General features: G+C 51.8%; 6 protein-coding genes and 1 riboswitch. Of the genes, 2 read left to right on the plus strand and 4 right to left on the minus strand.

From position 1 onward, the window contains the following. Nucleotides 1–1,293 carry a peptidoglycan-binding domain-containing protein gene (locus HNQ56_RS09865; protein ID WP_429145117.1) on the plus strand — a complete coding sequence of 431 codons (1,293 nt, stop codon included), beginning with the start codon at nt 1–3 and terminating at the stop codon, nt 1,291–1,293. Between the two features lie 156 nt (nt 1,294–1,449). Here HNQ56_RS09865 and thiT read toward each other — a convergent pair whose 3' ends face one another. Then, nucleotides 1,450–2,121: an energy-coupled thiamine transporter ThiT gene (thiT, locus tag HNQ56_RS09870; RefSeq protein WP_429145120.1), complete on the minus strand. Its 672-nt coding sequence runs from the start codon at nt 2,119–2,121 to the stop codon at nt 1,450–1,452. 31 nt (nt 2,122–2,152) lie between these two features. Next, nucleotides 2,153–2,257: riboswitch (TPP riboswitch) on the minus strand. 168 nt (nt 2,258–2,425) lie between these two features. Between thiT and HNQ56_RS09875 the strand changes: the two genes are divergently transcribed. Next, a complete protein-coding gene (locus HNQ56_RS09875; RefSeq protein WP_429145123.1) occupies nt 2,426–3,355 on the plus strand; it encodes an N-acetylmuramoyl-L-alanine amidase family protein in 930 nt (309 codons plus the stop codon). Between the two features lie 12 nt (nt 3,356–3,367). Here HNQ56_RS09875 and HNQ56_RS09880 read toward each other — a convergent pair whose 3' ends face one another. The 3 genes from HNQ56_RS09880 to HNQ56_RS09890 all read right to left on the minus strand — a co-directional run bounded on the left by HNQ56_RS09880 (nt 3,368) and on the right by HNQ56_RS09890 (nt 18,466). After that, complete coding sequence (locus HNQ56_RS09880) at nt 3,368–4,852, minus strand: glutamate synthase subunit beta (protein WP_429145126.1); 1,485 nt, start codon at nt 4,850–4,852, stop codon at nt 3,368–3,370. Between the two features lie 20 nt (nt 4,853–4,872). After that, nucleotides 4,873–9,435, minus strand: a complete 4,563-nt coding sequence (gene gltB, locus HNQ56_RS09885) for a glutamate synthase large subunit (protein WP_429145128.1) — start codon at nt 9,433–9,435, stop codon at nt 4,873–4,875. Nucleotides 9,436–9,628: 193 nt separating this feature from the next. Further along, entirely contained in the window at nt 9,629–18,466 is an 8,838-nt protein-coding gene (locus tag HNQ56_RS09890) for an S-layer homology domain-containing protein (RefSeq protein ID WP_429145131.1), read from the minus strand. Nucleotides 18,467–18,524: the final 58 nt, after the last annotated feature.

Below are 18,524 nucleotides of genomic sequence, written 5' to 3' on the forward strand. Positions count from 1 at the left end.
ATGAATTACCGGAAGGTGAAGTCATCTATATCGGAAGGGCAGCACAGCTCCCGTATCTATCCGGCAGCGCCGGAAACCCAGAATCTGGGGCACTTGAAGGTCCGCACTGTCACCCCCGGCCTGTCACCCGTCTCCGGAGTAAGGGTTACCATTTCCCCGGCGGCCTCTCCTGATACCATTTTGGAAGAAGTAATTACCGATGCTTCGGGATTGACACCTGAAGTCAGCTTACCTGCCCCTTCCCCGGATTACAGCCAGGAGCCCTCTGCCATGCAGCCCTATTCTGAGTACACAATCCGGATCTCCTCTCCCGGCTGTCCTGGGGTAATGGTACAGAATACAGAGGTTTTTCCGGACACCCTTGCCCTTTTGCCGACGGTCATAACCCCGGAGTCAGGAGAGAAGGACATCCTCTATCACGTACCCTCCCATGTACTTTCTGGTGATTATCCTCCCAAAATAGCCGAAAGTGAGGTAAAGACCACGGAGGAAGGAAAAGAAATCATAACCGGCAGCATTGTCATTCCTGAATTCATTATTGTCCACGACGGTTTTCCCACGGATCAAACCGCGGTAAATCATTATGTCCGCTTTCGGGATTACATCAAGAATATCGCTTCCGGTGAAAGCTACCCCACCTGGTCCGAGGAAACCCTGACCGCTGTCGTCCTTGCCATTCTCTCCTTCACCCTGAACCGGGTTTGTACGGAGTGGTACCGCGACCAGGGCTTTCCTTTTACGGTGACCTCCTCCTCAGCCTTTGACCACAAATGGGTTCCCGGACGCAATATCTATGAAAATATCAGCCGGATCGTCGACCGCATGTTTACGAATTACCTTTCAAGGCCCGGCATACAGCAGCCGATTCTGATCCAATACTGTGACGGCAGGAATATCCCCTGCCCCAGCTGGATGCCGCTGTGGGAGGCAAAAAAGCTGGGAGACCAGGGCAGAACCGCTATGGAGATTTTAAGAAATTACTATGGAAATTCCATCTATATCAATGTTGCCGCGGAGGTTTCAGGGGCTCCTTATCTCTGGCCGGGTTCGGACTTGTGTCTTAATGCGTCAGGGGCATATGTCAGAATTCTTCAGGAACAATTAAACCGCATCTCCGATGCCTACGGCATAATTCCAAAAATCACGGCAGACGGCCGGTACAACAGCAGAACAATGGATGCCGTGCAAGTGTTCCAGCAGCTCTTCGATCTTGCGCCAACCGGAAACACGGATATGGCAACCTGGTATAAACTCTCCGGAATCTATACTGCCATTGTCAGAGCAGCAAAATAGAAATAAAGAGTCCGGCATGTGCATCCTGCGGAGCATTTTGTCGTATAGGACGAACTGACAAGAAAGCCTTGCCGGTCCCATCCTGCAGGACATGGATCTAAGAGCCGGACGCTCTTTCTCCTCCTCAAGACGGAAGCCGTTCAAGGCTTTTGTCCGCTATGCCGCCTGGCGCTTTATCTGGTTCAAAGATGCCTGAACCGGAGGAATGAATAAAAGTATCAGCGTGACAGCCGCCTCCGGAACAATATAGGACGCATTATAGCCAAAGGAATAGATCCAGGGATTTTTATTTCCTGCGTAGATGGAGAAGAAAATAACGCCGGTGAGTACGTGGCACAGATATCTCCCTGCCACTCCCAGAATATATCCCTTGGCCATTCCCAACTTGGATTTTGCAAAGACACCGGATAATCCGAGACACCCGAAGGCAACGGGATAATCCAGAAGCAGCTGCACCGGATGGACCACATAGGGCTTCAGAATCAAATCCAGCAAGCCGCAGGCAATTCCGGTTAATACACCTGTTCTGGCACCATAGAGATAGCCGATGTAGCAGATAAAGAACATACGGAACAGCGTAATAGAGCCTCCAAAGGGAAAGTTAACCACCGTAAATATGGAGGTGATTACCGATAAGGCCACCGCTACCGCCGCGAAGGCCAGCTGCTTTGCATCCAGCTTCTTCTTGCTGCTTCCGCCGAAGATAAACATGGCAAGGAATAACAGCGCTATAACCAGAAATAACGCCACATTTCCCGCTGTGGTCGGAGAGTAGCTTCCGGACTCTGCATCCGTTACTACCAGAAAGTCAAATACCTTTTGTAACATAAAAAAATCCTCCTTTTCATTGCGCATAGGAGGGGCCACTTGATTGCTTCCTTCCGCCGGCATTATCCGGATCAAGTAGTAAGGGTCAGCGTATTATCAATACGCCTCTCAGCCCTGGGCTCCCCTAGCATTAAATATATAAAATATAAATTGTACCGTTTAATCATATCCAATAATGGGGGGCCTGTCAATAGAATTCTGTCATTTTTCATAATGACTTGCTTCCCCCTCTTCTTTCCCTTATAATTAAGAAAAAGATCCTTGTACAAGAACCGGGAAGGATGATATAAGGAGGACATCCCCTATGATGAGACGAAATTATAAACTACTGACAGCTTTCGGCGCTGTGCTGCTTCTGCTCCTCTCCCTGTCCCTGTCCGCCTGCCTTAAGAAGCAGGAACCGGCGGAGATGACGGCGCTGATGGCAAAGGCGGCTACCACACCAACACCCACCGCTTCTCCCACGAAGAAACAACAGGATAGCTCTTCTTATGAAAAGAAAGACTCCAGCTCCCGGCCGGATAACGCTTCACCCAAAAAATCCGATAAAAAACAGAAGGAGGAGCCGGCTTCAGAGGAAGAGAAGGAGCCCAAGAAGCGGATGATCGCCATCGATGCCGGGCATCAGGGCAAGGGAAACAGCAAAAAGGAGCCCGTCGGCCCGGGTGCTAAAACAAAAAAAGCCAAGGTGACCTCAGGAACCCAGGGGGTTGCCACAAAGGTTCCCGAATACAAGCTTACCCTGGTAATTGCTCTCAAGGTCAAGGAAGAGCTGATCAACCGCGGATACGATGTCTTTATGATCCGGGAAACCCATGATGTAGACATAAGCAATAAGGAGCGTGCCGACATGGCCAATGAAAGCGGCGCCGATCTCTTTATCCGTATTCACGCGGACGGCTCCGAGAACTCCAGCGTCAGCGGAACCAGCACCCTCTATCCCTCCAAGGATAATCCCTATGTGTCCCATCTGAGCGAGGATAGCTATGCCCTGTCCAAGGCAATCGTCGATTCTATGTGTAAGCTCACAAAAGCCAAGAACCGGGGAGCCATCGCCAGGGACGACTTAAGCGGCATTAATTGGTGCACTATCCCCGTCAGTGTGATCGAAATGGGCTATATGAGCAATAAGAAGGAAGATACTCTGATGCAGGAGGAGGAATATCAGGACAAGCTGGTTCAAGGAATCTGCAATGGAATTGACGCTTATTATGAAGGAAAGAACAGGGACTGACCTGGGTTGGCCCTACAGGTTACTGTAGCCCATTAAGTGTTCATCCACTGCCTTTGCCGCTTCCCTGCCTTCTCTGATCGCCCATACCACTAAGGACTGGCCCCGGTGCATATCACCGGTCACAAAGATTTCTCCGTTGCTGGTCCGGTAGGAGCCTTCCTGGGTTGCCACATTGCTTCTTGCATTTAATTCCACATCAAAAGCCTTTGCCACATATTCTTCCGTTCCCAGGAAGCCTGCCGCTATGAAGACATAGTCCGCTTCCACCACATATTCGCTTCCCGGAATTTCCTCCATGACGGAGCGTCCCGCCTGTGCATCGTATTTACTGCAGAGCTTAACAAGCTTAATCCTGGTAAGGCTGCCTTCCTTATCCGCAATAAATTCCTTGACGGTGGTTTCATACACTCTGGGATCCTGACCGAATACAGCAATGGCTTCCTCCTGACCGTAGTCTGTCTTTAGGATCTTGGGCCACTCCGGCCAGGGATTGTCTTCCGTTCTGCTTTCCGGGGGCTTTGGCAGCATTTCTACCTGAAGAACGGACTTTGCCCCCTGTCTGATGCTGGTGCCGACACAATCATTTCCCGTATCCCCTCCGCCGATGACCACCACATTCTTATCCTTCGTATTAACACAGGCATGATCCTCAAAGCCGGAATCAAGAAAGCTCTTGGTAACACCCTTTAAGAAATCCACAGCAAAATAGATTCCCCCGGCCTCCCTTCCTGGGGCCTTGATGTCTCTCGGCCTGGAAGCTCCGCAGGCAAGAATAATGCTGTCAAATTCCTTTCGGATATCAGAAGCCTTATAATTCTTACCGACATCCGCTCCTGTTATAAAGATCACGCCTTCTTCTTTCATAATGGAGATTCTGCGTTCAATGATGTGCTTCTCCAGCTTCATGTTGGGAATGCCGTACATCAGCAGCCCTCCGATGCGGTCGGAACGCTCAAATACCGTCACCAGGTGCCCTCTTTTGTTTAACTGGTCCGCCGCCGCAAGGCCGGAAGGGCCGGAGCCTATGACCGCAACCTTTTTCCCGGTTCTTATCTTAGGAGGCTGGGGAGATACAAAGCCTGATTTATAACCATGTTCGATAATACTTAACTCATTTTCCTTAATAGCCACCGGATCGGTCACCACATTGCAGGTGCAGGCCGGCTCACAGGGAGCCGGGCATACCCTTCCCGTAAATTCCGGGAAATTATTGGTCTTAAACAGGCGCTTGAAGGCCTGCTCCAGGTTTCCGTTATACAGCAGGTCATTCCATTCCGGTACCAGATTATTTAAAGGACAGCCTGAGGTCATGCCATTTAAGATAACGCCTGACTGGCAGAAGGGGACACCGCAATCCATACATCTTGCCCCCTGGATTTTCTGCTCTTCTTCGGAAAGGGGAATGTGAAATTCGTTAAAATTCGTGATACGTTCAAGAGGAGCAAGCCCCTTCCTTCGTTTTCTCTCATATTCCATAAATCCCGTTGGTTTTCCCATCGCTTCTTACCTCCTTCTCTTCATACGGTTCTGGTGTTGGCGAAAAACGCCTCTATCTGTGCCTGCTCTTTGCTCAATCCCTTCTCTTCCATCCGGACGATGGTCATAAGCATACGGCTGTAGTCATAAGGAATGATTTTCTTAAATTTCGGCAGATACTCCATAAAGTGTTCCAGAATATCCTTGCCTTTCGCCGAGCCGGTGGCTTCCACATGCTCCGTTATCATATTCTTCAGCTCCAGAACATCATATTTTTCCGTAACGGCTTCCACGGATACCATCTCTTTATTCAGCTTCTTATACAGGCTGCTGCCTTCATCCAATACATAAGCAATGCCGCCGCTCATCCCCGCCGCAAAATTCTTTCCGGTAGTGCCAAGAACAACCACTCTTCCGCCCGTCATGTATTCACAGCCGTGATCACCCACGCCTTCCACAACGGCACTGGCACCGGAGTTACGTACGCAGAAGCGCTCTCCCGCCACACCGTTGATGAATACCTTCCCGCTGGTGGCACCATACAGGGCCACATTTCCGATGATGATGTTCTGATCCGCCTCAAATCTCGTTCCCTTCGGGGGATATACCACCAGCTTGCCGCCGGAAAGGCCTTTTCCGAAATAGTCATTGCTGTCGCCGGAAAGGATCAGGGTAAGCCCCTTAGGGATGAACGCTCCGAAGCTCTGTCCGCCGCTTCCCTTGCATTGGATCACATAGGTATCCTCCTCCAGAGAGGTGCCATGGGCTCTGGTTATCTCCGAACCCAGAATGGTTCCAAAGGTGCGGTCGGTGTTGGATACCTCCGCTTCCATCCGTTTGGATTGACCGGACGCAAGAGCAGTTTTCAGCTTCTTTAACAAGACCTTTTCATCAAGGGTATTCTCCAGGCCGAAATCATATCTCCTTCCAGGATTAAAATGAGCCTCTTTCGTATCTCCGGCAAAGGAATTGTCAAGGATCCGGGAAAGATCAATTCTTGCCGCTCTTCCAATCCTGACGGTGTCCTTTGCTTTCAGCAGACTGCTTCTTCCGACCAATTCCTCCAGCCTTCTGACACCCAGTCTCGCCATATATTCTCTTACTTCTTCCGCAATAAAGCGCATAAAATTCACCACATATTCCGGCTTTCCTTTAAAATTCTTTCTCAGCTCCGGATTCTGGGTGGCAACACCCACAGGACAGGTATCCAGGTTGCATACACGCATCATCACACAGCCCAGAGTTACCAGGGGTGCTGTTGCAAAACCGAATTCCTCCGCCCCGAGGAGCGCCGCAATTACAACATCCCTTCCGGTCATCAGCTTACCGTCGGTCTCCACCATTACTCTGGAACGCAGGCCGTTCATAAGCAGGGTCTGATGGGTCTCCGCAAGCCCCAGCTCCCAGGGAAGTCCGGCATTGTGAATGGAATTCCCCGGTGCCGCTCCGGTACCTCCGTCAAAGCCGGAGATGAGAATTACCTGGGCCCCTGCCTTTGCCACACCGGCGGCAACGGTTCCGACTCCCGCTTCTGAAACCAGCTTCACAGAGATTCTGGCGTTCTTATTGGAATTCTTAAGGTCATAGATCAGCTGTGCCAGATCCTCAATGGAATAGATATCATGGTGGGGAGGCGGGGAGATGAGTCCCACGCCGGGGGTGGAATGCCTGGTTTTGGCTATCCAGGGATAGACCTTTTCCGCGGGAAGCTGACCGCCCTCACCGGGCTTTGCCCCCTGTGCCATCTTGATCTGTATTTCCTTTGCGCTGACAAGATACTGGCTGGTAACACCAAAACGCCCGGATGCCACCTGCTTAATGGCCGAACATTTATTAAAACCGTCCCTTCCCACGGTAAGGCGTTCCAGACTTTCACCGCCCTCCCCGCTGTTGGACTTGCCGCCTAACATATTCATGGCGATGGCCAGGGTCTCATGGGCCTCCTGGGAGATGGAACCATAGGACATGGCTCCGGTCTTAAAGCGCTTTATAATGGAGTCCGCACTTTCTACTTCCTCGATGGGAATGCCTGTCTCTGGAAAGTTAAAGTCCAGAAGACCTCTTAAATTAACGCCTTCCTCTTCCTTCTCAATCAGCTTTGTATATTCCTTAAAAAGCCCGTAATCCCCTGTTCTGGTGGCTTTCTGCAGATGGTGGATGGTCTGGGGGTTGTAGAGATGCTCCTCCTTCCCGCTTCTTAGCTTATGATTGCCGCTGTTTTCCAGGGTCAGGTCCGTATTTAAGCCCAGAGGATCAAAGGCTCCGGAATGAAGCTCCTCTACCTGCTTTTCTATATCCTTTATGGTAATACCTCCGATTCTGCTTACCGTATGAGTAAAGTATTTATCGATGACCTGATCGCTGATGCCGATGGCTTCAAATATCTTGGAGCCCTGGTAGGACTGGATCGTTGAAATTCCCATCTTGGAAGCAATCTTAACGATCCCTTTTAAAATGGCCTTATTATAGTCATTTACCGCCGCATAATAATCTTTGTCCAGCATATTATTGGTGATGAGCTGCTTAATGGTCTCCTGGGCCAGGTAGGGATTCACGGCACAGGCACCGTAGCCCAGCAGAGTGGCAAAATGATGCACCTCTCTTGGCTCCCCGCTCTCTAAAATCATCGCCACAGCCGTCCTCTTTCTGGTTCTGACCAGATGCTGCTGCATGGCGGATACGGCAAGAAGGGAAGGAATCGCCACATGGTTCTCATCCACACCTCTGTCGGAAAGGATCAGGACATTGGCGCCCTCCTTGTAGGCACGGTCCGCTTCCACAAAGATATGATCGAGTGCTCTCTCCAGGGAGGTATTTTTATAATATATGATGGGAATGGTCTCCACCTTGAAGCCCGGTATTTTCATGGATTTGATCTTTAACAGGTCCGTGCTGGTGAGGATGGGGTTGTGGATCTTAAGCACCTTGCAGTTTTTCGCCGCTTCCTCCAGGAGATTGCCGTCTTCACCGATATAAACATCCGTAGCGGTGACGATTTCTTCCCGGATGGCATCAATGGGCGGATTGGTCACCTGGGCGAACATCTGGCGGAAATAGCTGAACAACGGAGGGTTGCTCCCTGACAGGATGGGAAGGGGGCTGTCGGCGCCCATTGCCGCCACCGGCTCCCCTCCGGTTCTTGCCATGGGAAGGATGGCGGTTCTGTAATCCTCATAGGTATAGCCGAAGGCTTTTTGAAGCCTTGCTCTTTCCTCGTCCTCATACTCCCATACCTTCTGGTTGGGGATGGGAAGATTCTTTAATTTCACCAGATTGCTGTCCAGCCATTCGCCGTAGGGGCTGCGGCCGGCATAGCTGTTCTTTAAATCCTCGTCGTCAATGACACAGCCCTTTACCGTATCCACTAAGAGCATCTTGCCGGGACGCAGCCGCTCCTTCTTCACAATCTTCTCCGGGGCAATCTCCAGCACTCCCACCTCGGAGGAAAGAATCACATGGTCATCGTCTGTGATATAATAACGGGAGGGTCTTAAGCCGTTGCGGTCAAGGACTGCGCCCATGATATCCCCGTCGCTGAAAAGAATGGAGGCCGGGCCGTCCCAGGGCTCCATCATGGTGGCATAATACTGGTAGAAATCCTTCTTCTCCCGGCTCATATTCTGGTCATTGGTCCAGGGCTCCGGTATGGTTATCATGACGGCGAGAGGCAGCTCCATGCCGCTCATGACCAGGAATTCCAGGGCATTGTCCAGCATGGCGGAGTCGGAGCCTTCCGTGTTGATTACGGGAAGAATCTTATGAAGCTCCTTATTCAGATACCTTGACTGCATGGTCTCTTCCCTGGCCAGCATCTTATCCACATTGCCCCGGATGGTATTGATTTCACCGTTGTGCACGATCAGCCGGTTGGGATGGGCCCTGTGCCAGCTTGGATTGGTGTTGGTGCTGAAACGGGAATGAACGATGGCAATGGCGGATTCATAGTCCTCCTGCTGCAAATCCGCAAAGAACCTGCGAAGCTGTTTTACAAGGAACATCCCCTTATATACGATGGTGCGGCTGGACAGGGATACCACATAGGTATTGTCGTTGCTCTGCTCAAACACCCTTCTGGCAATATAGAGCTTCCGGTCAAATTCCAGCCCTTTCTTCACGCCCTGGGGTCTCTTTACAAAGCCCTGCTGGATACAGGGCATACATTCCACCGCCCTTTGCCCCAGGATATCCGGCGCAATGGGAACCTCCCGCCATCCCAAGAACTCCATTCCTTCCTTTTCCACGATGATTTCGAACATCTTCTTCGCCTGGTTTCTGGACAGCTCCTCCTGGGGAAAGAAGAACATGCCGATGCCGTAATCCCGCTCTTTGCCGAGGTCGATGTGAAGCTGCTGCGCTTCCTTTGCAAAGAATTTATGGGAGATCTGAAGCAGGATTCCGACACCGTCCCCGGTCTTTCCTTCCGCATCCTTTCCGGCACGGTGTTCCAGATTCTCAACAATCTTTAACGCATCGGCCACGGTTTCATGGGTTTTTACGCCCTTGATATTAACGACTGCACCGATTCCGCAGTTATCATGTTCAAATCGGGGATCATACAGCCCTACCCTCGTACGCTTTGTCTCTTCTACGCCATATCTGTCCATTCACACGCCTCTTTTCTTCTAAATTTACCTGGGGTTGTATCTATACAAAAAGGCGTTCCTGAAAGCTTTACCTTTCAAGAACGCCTTTGTTCTGAGACTGATTATAATCGATGATACAGAAAAATGCAATCTTTTTTTGAAAATTTATTTACTTTATAAGTTTTTTATACATGTATACATTATTTTATTAAGTTTACTTCCCTTTCCTCACACCGTTCTTATCGACTTTATATCCGTCCACCGTCGTGTTTTTTGCAAGCGAACCGTCGGCATAAAAATAGTACCATTTCGTTTCAAGCTTCAGCCACTTCCCCGCAGCCATGATGCCGGCCCCAGTGAAGTAATACCGCTTGCTGTCGATGTCCTGCCAGCCGGTCAGCGCCCTGCCGTCTTTGTAGTACAGATATTGCCCGGCATCGTTGGACGCCCAGCCCTGGGCTGTGGCAGGATCGATGGTGAGCTTAATGTAACGATGAAGCAGCGCGCTGACTTCCCCGCGGGTAGCATAAGCTCCCGGGTTAAACTTATTTCCTTTGCCGCTCATCATGATGCCGGCCTGCTGCATGGCTGTTACCGCTGTTTTGTATGCCTTGCCGATACTGCGGCTGTCTGCATAGTCCGTTGCCTCGCGTACCGCGGGCAGCCAAAAGCCGGTTGCTTTGGCATAGTTCAGAATAATCGCCGCGATTTCCTCGCGGGTCAGCGCTCCGTCCGGCTTAAACCGGTCATTGCCGACCCCCTGCATGATATTATTCTGATATGCCCACTCAATATACGGGCGGAATTCGCTGTCCTTTTTTACATCGGCAAAGCTGTTTTGCAGATATGCTTTCTCATCCACTCCCGCCAGTTTGCCGAGAGCTGCTGCCAGCACTTCTCTTGTCATGACCTTGTCAGGAGCAAACTTACTTTTCGATATGCCGGACAACAGCCCCCGGCCCGCCGCATAGTCAATGGAAGCCATCGCCCAATGCCCGCCGGTATCGGTAAAGAGTGCAGGGGAAGAGGTATAACCCACGCCATAGAAAGAGAAATGGCCGGTGGTGAAAATAATGCTCCTGCTGTTAGAATCATAGGCGGAATTCTCGAGACGGACGGCATTGCCCCCGGCATCCAGATAAACCGCATACAGATAACCCTGCGCTTCCTTCCCGTCCGGCGTGTAGGGGAGGCGGATACGGACCCTGCCTTCTCCAAAATCCGTCACCTGCTTCTTTCCTTTTTGGTAACTGATCCCAAAGTCATAGACCGGCCGGCTGCCGATGATCTTCTTCGCCTTCTTGCCCAGCTTCGGAGCGTTCTTTCTTGCCGCGGTAAGCTGTATCTCTCCACCGGCCTGCCGATTGATCTGAGTGATAGCCGCAAGATCCAGGGAAAATACAATGCCCGGCTGGTCCGTCACAAATTCAATAACAGAGATTTTATTGCGGATGATCCTCTGCAAGGCTTCCTTTGACAAATTCACCTTAATGGAGGAGGCATCTTCCCCGCCGGTGGAAACGAGAATGGAAAGCCTGACGGCATCAGCGCCCTCACCCCCAGCTTCCGCCCCGGCGTTTTCAATGGCATCTAAAATATCCTGCTCCGTGATGCTGACGCTTGCATTGCCCCTGCCGTCAACCGCAGCTTTCTTTTTAACCGTACCGGTAACCGGCGCGGTTGGGCCCGCAGCCGGAGTTACCTGCGGAGTCGGAGTTATCTGGGAGGAATTGCTGTCCTGCCCCCCGTCCCCTGTGCCGGAATTCCGATAAACTGTGACCTGCACCGTGCTGCCCACGCAGTCCTCAGGCGAGAGATAATCCAATATATCTGCGCTCTGGCTGTACCCGTCAACAGTCAGTATATGAAGGCTGATATCCGGTACCGCATAGGCCGATATAGCAGCGCTGCCCGGTTTCCTTGCGGTGACAATGCCTCTCTCGTCCACCGAAGCCACCGACGGATCAGAGGAACGGTAGACCATACAAAATTCCCCGGCGATCCCGGCGGGAAGAACGGATGCGGCAACGGACCGCTGGCTTCCTGCTGTCAGGCCAAAGGCGGCAAAGGGAAGCTTAACCCCCTCGGCAGCATTGATTTTCTCACCAAACAACGCCGTGATATCCTTTACCACCGTTCCGGTATAGCGAGCGAGAGGGGCACCGTTTTTCTCAATGCGAACCTCAATGGAGGCGCTGCCGCCCATGACCCCGTCTAGTGGCTCCAGATCGGTATTGGCTAATTCAAAAGCCTCCCTGAAAACAAGCAGACCGTCGGAGCCGGCTTTCTCTTCCAGAGGTACGCGCTTGACCTCACGGATGATATGATCCATGGAATCCACCAGATTGATTACCAGTTCCGCACCCAAAACCGGCTGGTTGCCTGTATTGACTACCTCGGCAAGAACTTGATAGGAGCTGCGTGCGATATGGTCCAGCCTGACCAGGTTATATTCCAGACTGGCTGCGTAAGGGAAGGCGGCCTGGAATTCGCCGTATGTTTCGCCGGAAGCTCTGCCGTCGCTTTCCCCCGTCAGAACTGCATGGATCTCTAAATTACGAAGTTCGTCCGGTACGGTCCACGTGATGCTCGCAGTACCTGTTTCTCCGGCATACAGTGCGCGTCCGGGCTGCGAGGAACCGATCCGCTGTCTGCTGCCATCCCGGACCCAGTAGAATTCAACGGTGGGCCGGATCAGCGGCAGCAGCCCCTGATTGGAAAAGGCGGCGGTAATATTCACCGTCTCTCCCGGCTTTGGAGCGGCAGGGCTGAAGGTGAGCGCATCCGTATCCGCTGTGACCCGGACGCCGGGCACCAGGGTCATGGTGACAAGACGCGCCGAGTCAGGTGCACTGAGAAGCATCTGATCTTCTTCGGAATACACCAGGTCGCTTTTTGAAGCAGCCAGAAGAATACGTCCGTCCGCCATCACATCCGCGCCGGCATCCTTGTAGCTGCCCGGACCGAAGCTGAGCTGTATCTTTTTGCTCCAGCGCCCGTATTCGATATCCGGATTGCTGAGGTTTTCGTAATCAGTCCGTGTATCCGCGCTTTCGTGTTCATCGGTAAAGTTTGCATCATAATCTTCATAATAAATAGAGGCGAAAATCTGATCCTCATGATATCTATTACCTGGGTCCAGCGCCTCCTGTGAGCCGGGCAGGACCCCGTCGGCATACCGGAGCGCTGATTCCGTCCAGAGCAGATAGAGCTTGCCGTCATCCCCGGCCAGAACCCTATAATCCTCGGCGGGGCTGTGCTGCTCCTCCGATTCCAGAGCGATATGCGGATGCATGGGCAGGGCTTCCTTGGTAATCAGGTCCGTAGCCCCGGTGCCGGCCTCACCCAGGCCCGAAGTGTCAAGCAGCAGTCCCGGGTCCAGCAGTACATCGGCCTTGACATAGTGAATCTCACTGTCCGCCGCATAAAAGAGGTATACCGAATTTTCATAGGGTACCAGCTGCGGCCTGCCGTCGGCACGGAGCGGCTCGCCGGGATAGAGATCGGATGCCTTGATGGGTTTCGTAAAACTGTTATCCGCAAAGCGGTAGGTTGTCAGATAAATGTCCCGATCCTCCAGGGTGGAGAGGTCATTGTCCATATCCACCGTGTATGCAAGGTAAGCCGTTCCGTCCTTGAACGCGGTGGTCAGGTCATAAACCAGCGGATCGGTGATTCTTCCTCCGGGTAGGCTGGGATCAATTATTTCGGTATCCAGGAATTTCTGTCCGTACCAGAGGGCTTCCCACCTTGCTTTTTCCTCGGCATTACCGGTATCCACACCATCAGGATAGCCGGTCTCTTCATAAGTCAGGAATCTGCCGGCAGTTGTGTCGTAGATCAGGTAAGCCACGGTGGAGTAGGATTTCTGCGTGTCAAACAGATCGTTGGCGCTGAAGGTCCTGCCAGTATCCGAGGTGTAGTCGGACTTGGTATAGACGAGCAGCAGCTTTTTGGTAACAGGGTCATATACAGCATTGCCGTGTTCATCGGAGGTATAGTCGCCCGCAATGAATTTTCCCGGGTTTTTTGGGTCGGGAATATCGGTGTATTTGGTGATCCTGATTGCCTCTCCCTCAAATGCTCCTGAAGCCTTGTCGAAAAACCGCATATCCAGCTCGTTGGCTTCCAGCATTTCTTCCATGGTGATAGGATTGCTGCTGTCGATCTCCTGATTCAACGAGGAGTACAGGCAGAGGATTTTATCTCCCAGATCAGCCAGTCTTGGATTGGAGTCCAGCGTGCCGTCCTCGGAAAGAATGACCGGTTCGGACCAGGTATACCCGTTGTCATGGGAGACGGAGTAGGACAGAGCGGCGCTATTGTAGTCCGAGCGGCCCGGATCGTCATCGGTAAATACCATGAGGATGCTGTCTGCATCAATCCGCATCAGCTGAATATCAGGGTCAGGGTAGATTCCGCTTTGCAGTGTATTGGATGACAGCAGTGGTCCGGCATCCTCCAACAGAGGTTCCGAGCCGAGCCATCCGCTCCGCTTATCCAGATAGGTTCTGGAAGCCGGCGCAAAGGTGAGTTGCTCGGAATCCTCATCCTCTGCCGTAAGCATCATCCTTCTGTCCGAGCTGCCGAAGAGGTTGATGGTTCCCTGGCCAAGGGACTTCTCATATACAGGGATACCCAGCACCTTGACTGTAATTTTGCCGGAAAGCTTCAGCGTTCCGGAATTGTCTCTGTCGGTAGCGAAAATCAGTGTGAACTCTGCTTTTCCGTTGACGGCAACCTCTCCGATGCTGTAGTCCCCTGAGATAGTCAGGCTGATGTAGGGCTTCATAATGAGCCCGCCGTTCACGTTGAATTTATAATTGTAGCTTTTAAACAGATCGGAATCATAATAAGGATAGTTGCCGAACTCATCTGCATAAACCCGGAGGGGCTCTGTCGCTCCGATGGGCGTGATGGGTGTGATGGCGATATATCCTGTAACCGAACCTCCTACTTCCAGGGTGGTCGTGACGGTGAGCCCGATAGGAAGGGAGACGGAAATATTGGTCTTGAGACTGTCGGTCAGCGTAACCATCAGCAGCAGCCGGTTGAAATAGTAGGGTGAGCCTGAGCCTGCCGGACGGGTGGCGTCATACTTGATTTTCATCTCAAGACTGACGTTCACCGAAAGGTTATTGCTGAGGGTGGATTTCGTTTTGACATTGGTGTCTTTTTTCTTTGCGGAGTCCTTATTGTTGATTTTATCGATTCCATTCTTTTGATTTTCAATATCTTCAACTGTAATCCTTATCTTATCGTCGTCCTTCTTTTTATCCTTTCCGGTTTCCTTGAGAATTTTGTTATACTCGTCAAAGGCATGCTCATAGCCCATGGTGATGGTGATGTCGTCCTTATCCATGGAGACATCCTCAAAGTGGGCGAGACCCAGATCGAGAGCGCCCATGACAGTTCCAAAGATGGGAACGGACTTCTGCGCATCCGCCGCAAAGGACGGAAGCACGGAGGAAGCGGGAAGCGGAGGGCGCAGCTCGAAGCCGGTGTCATATTCAATGCTTCTTCCCCCGGTCTGGTCGATGAGCTGTACTACGAGCCGGTCATTTTGTGAAAAGGTTTCCTGGAGATCGCCGACGGTATACTTGATACGGTTTAAGTCCGCCGCCACAACCTGGCTGGATTTCAGCGTGCCATTGAGACTATATACCCGGAAGTCGGCTCCCGCCACCCGAAGGTTGTTCTCAAGAGAAGCTGTCAGCAGTTCAAAGGTCACTTTCTTCCCCTTTTTGACCATAATAACACTGCCTGCCACCGTGCCGTCCTTTTCGCTTTGGGGATAGGCATTGATTCTTACCGGCTTCATGCTGGTAAAGGTGGGCAGGACGTATGGAAGGCCGGAGGCGGAGGGATTGATTTTATCCACAAAGAAGGAGGAACCGCCCTGGCTTATGCCGAGGATATAAAAGGCATTCTTGATGACACCCGATACGTCGAAGGAGAATTTGCCGGTATCTTCTGTTGAGGCTTCATAGCCGATCTGGGCATCCGGATTGGTAGGATCATAGCTTCCGCCCATTTTAACGGTTGCCCCGGCAACCGGCATCAGCTTATATCCGTTTTTGTCCATGGTAAAGCCGTTGCGGATGTCGTACTTCCTTGTAAGTACATAACCGGTTACCTTTCCGCTGAAGGTAAGCTGCCCCGAAAGCGGGACAAAATTGTAGTAAAACAGGGGCTGGGGCTGATTCACCTTGTAGCTTAAGAAATCGCCGAAGAGGGGGAGATTGTATTCCGCATCCATAAGGTCGTCCTGATTGTAATCATACATCCGGTACAGCTTGCCGTTGGCATCACGCACTTCACGGTCATCCAATACGCCGTTGCCGTTGGTATCACCGGTCCGGTTGGCCCATTGCGTCGTGTAACCCTTCGGAGGAATCACAATAATCTCGATGGGCTTGCCGGATTCAATCCCGGTCAGGCGTCCCTCCTCTTCAAAGGTAATATAGTCGGGCCTCTCCTTATGGAGGTTATAGTTGATGGCCAGATTGCCGCGAAGCCCGGGGCTTGCGTCAGGGTCCGGCTTGACAGAGAAAGCCCGCTCCCCGAAGATGGGTGTGACGGTGACCGCTTCGGACAGAGTAAGGGTAACAATTCCCGCGTCGTGTGCGTCGGTGGCCTCCGTCACAGTCCTGCCGCCTGCATCGCTGCCATTGCCAAGGGTGACATAATAGCCGGTGACTGCCTGGCTGCCATTGCCCACGCCGGTCAGGATAACCTTATCGCCAACATGAAGCGTGATCTCATCCGTATTGTTTTTTGTGAAGGTTTTGCTTGCCGATCCGTCGTCAAAGGCGACGCCAAGTACCTGGCCTTTGCCGGTATCGGTATCCTCCAGGCGGACTGTCAGCGACGCCTCATCTCGGACGAACACCGGCTGGACCAGGAGAGTTTCGCCCATACTGTAACCGTTGTATTCGATCAGAAAATCGTTGTCGATGACAAGCTGACCCCCGTTTTTACTCATGGGGTAGGTTTTATAGTTTGCATTTTTGAAATCGGTGTTATTCCAAAAACGGAGCTCCTTCAGGTAAAAGCCGGGTTTTACGTTTTTGGTCGTCACATTGAATAGGAAGTGATCCTCCGAGGTATAGAAGTCCTTGACCTTCCGGCCCTGATCGTCGGTAATTTCAATCTCACCCACAGGCCCGGTTTCCTTTTCGCACTCATCCTTGCTGAAATCAAAGGTATAGATTGAGTCACTGTATGGGTATATTTGAAAATTAAAATGGCGGAAATTCAGGGTGATACCGTAAAGCCGCATCGCTGCGTAATCTCTGTCGCCGTTGCGGATATTAAGAGAAAGGCGGAAGGGATCGGCGCCGATATTGGCCATGGTCATAATCATGCCAGGATCTGCGGAATTACGGGCCATCACCGGCAGGTTTGTTTTTTTGTCATCATATCCGTTTCGTCCGTATAGCAGATTTCTGGAGACATAGAAGGTTGGAGCTAATATTGTTTTATTATAGAAGGGAACTTTTTTTTCTTCTTTGATTTCACTTATGAAGTACGCATCGATCCATACATCGAAGTTATTCTCCTTTTTGAGTTTATACAGAGTGATATCGGTGGTGATTGAGTTCAGCATGCTTTTGTACAGGGTTCTGTTCAGATCCACGCCGGCGTAGATGCTGTCGTGCTGGATGTTGACCTCGTACCAGCCGCCGGAGTTGACAAAGAACTTGCCCTTATTACTGCCGACATTCGTGTAGTTGGCAGCCTCCTTGCCATATTTGATCTGGGACTTGCCCAGGGTTATGCCCGGATCATCCGCCAGAAGGGAGGGTGCGGCAGGGAGGGAGGATGCGGATGCCCTCAGGGCTGCAATTTCTTCCTGTAAGGGCTGTACCGCTTTCGGGATCAGCACCTGTACGGAGTTATCTCCGGATAACTGGCAGGATTCGTTGGGCTCGACACACACGAAGAAGGTCTTTACAAGATCACTTTCATTATTCCTGACGGGGACCGAGACCTCCAGCTGCTCCTGCCCTGGCAGGAAAAGGAAGCTCTGGTTCAGCGGGGTGTAATCGATGCCGGAGGCCGCACTGCCGTCAAGGGTGGAAATCTGTCCTCCGGCATAGTAGTTGAGACCGGAGGTGCGGGTCAGCGTGATCGTTGCAGCTTCACTTCCGGCAGTGCAGTTATATGACGAAAAGCTGATTACGGGCTTCTCATAGGGTTCGTCGTCGAGAATATTGATGGTGCTGTCCTTTTGTGAGCCGATGACTCCGCCTCCCGTGACATTGGTGATGACCAGAATGATCTGTTCGTCGGCTTCGGGGATGGTATCGTTCAAAATATCTATGTAAATGCTCCTGGTACGTTCGCCGTCGCCAAAGGAAAGGGTGAATTCCGTTCCGGGCAGCTGTGCGTAATAATCCATCGCGGCCTGCCGTGCCGTATTGACCAGCTCGGATTTCTCCCGGTCGGTATAGGCGAACTTGCTCCTGTCTGATTCAACGCCCGTGGCCTGCTGCCGGGCGGCCCGCAAACCGGTGATCGCGGTGCCGGTTACTGCTGTTTCAGAGACTGCCCCAGAGGAGGCTGTGGCAAGGGATTCGGATGTTGCAGGTGTTCCGGATGCAGACTGGCTGCCCGCATCCTGCACGGTGGAAGGAGAGATGCCGTAGCTCCAGGCTGCACCGCTTACACTGGAGGTTTCATCCAGCAGCGTCAACCCCTCCTGGCCGGAGATCTCCCGTATGTATAATGATTCGGGAATACTCAGGCTATAGTCCTGGCCGATTTTGGCCGAAATATCGATTGCCTTCAAGGTAACCTCAACACGCCCCGCCGTACCGCCCTGGCGTATCACCTCAGTAACGGTCCGGCCGCTGTTTTCATTAGCTTCAATTGCGATTGAGGCCAGACTGAAGGAACCGTTGGGATTGGCCGATTCAAATTCGTCCGAAATCCGCAGCAATTCTTCTGCCGCATCGGATGCGTCTGCCGCCAATGCCGTGACAGGCGGCATTGTGGACAGCATAACCACTGTAAGTATGACTGATAAAACTCTTTTCATAGATTTCATATACACCTCTCTCCTTGCTATAATGCCCTCGGCATATTATAATTGATGCATGGTACAT

Source organism: Anaerotaenia torta, from assembly GCF_050433395.1.
GTDB lineage: Bacteria > Bacillota > Clostridia > Lachnospirales > Lachnospiraceae > Mobilitalea > Mobilitalea torta.